The following is a 621-nucleotide window of genomic DNA, read 5'->3' on the forward strand; positions in this document are numbered from 1 at the left end:
CGCCCGGTTACATTCCGAACCCGGAAGCTAAGCCTTTCAGCGCCGATGGTACTGCAGGGGGGACCCTGTGGGAGAGTAGGACGCCGCCGAACAATTTTTGAAGGACCCTTGGTCCCAGCGTTCAGCGCTGGGACCAAGGGTCTTTTTTGTTTTGCCCGAAGCGCGTCGGGTGTCCGGCTGCGCAAGAATGTCTGTAGTACCCCGATGACAGGAGCTCCACCCATGTCCACCAACTCTCCCGACGATCGTTCGGAGCGCGAGCCGCGTCGCCGGGACGGCGGTGACCGGGGCGGCTTCGGCGGCGGTCGCGACGACCGTTCGCGCGGTCCGCGTCGTGACGACCGTCCTTCCGGGGGCGGTTTCCGACGCGACGACCGGGACCGCGACCGGGATCGTGGACCGCGCCGTGATGACCGTCCTTCCGGCGGTGGTTTCCGGCGTGACGACCGGGGTGGCTCCACCGGTGGTGGCTTCCGTCGCGATGACCGGGGTGGCGGCTCCGACAACCGCGGTGGGGGGTTCCGCCGTGACGACCGTGCGCCGCGTCGTGACGATGACCGTGGTGGCCGGCCGGGTGGCTTCGGTGGCGGTCGTGACGACCGGCCCCGTGGTCCCCGCCGG

The 621-nt window shown here is 69.4% G+C and carries 1 rRNA gene and 1 pseudogene; both read left to right on the forward strand.

Annotated features, from left to right (window positions below):
* Window positions 1-92: ribosomal RNA gene (rrf, locus tag ACIQZN_RS27915) — 5S ribosomal RNA — on the forward strand; the annotation flags it as partial.
* A gap of 242 nt (window positions 93-334) precedes the next feature.
* Window positions 335-621 (forward strand): annotated as a pseudogene (locus ACIQZN_RS27920) (hypothetical protein); the annotation flags it as partial.

This window comes from Streptomyces sp. NPDC097595 (assembly GCF_044761525.1).
Lineage (GTDB): Bacteria > Actinomycetota > Actinomycetes > Streptomycetales > Streptomycetaceae > Streptomyces > Streptomyces drozdowiczii_A.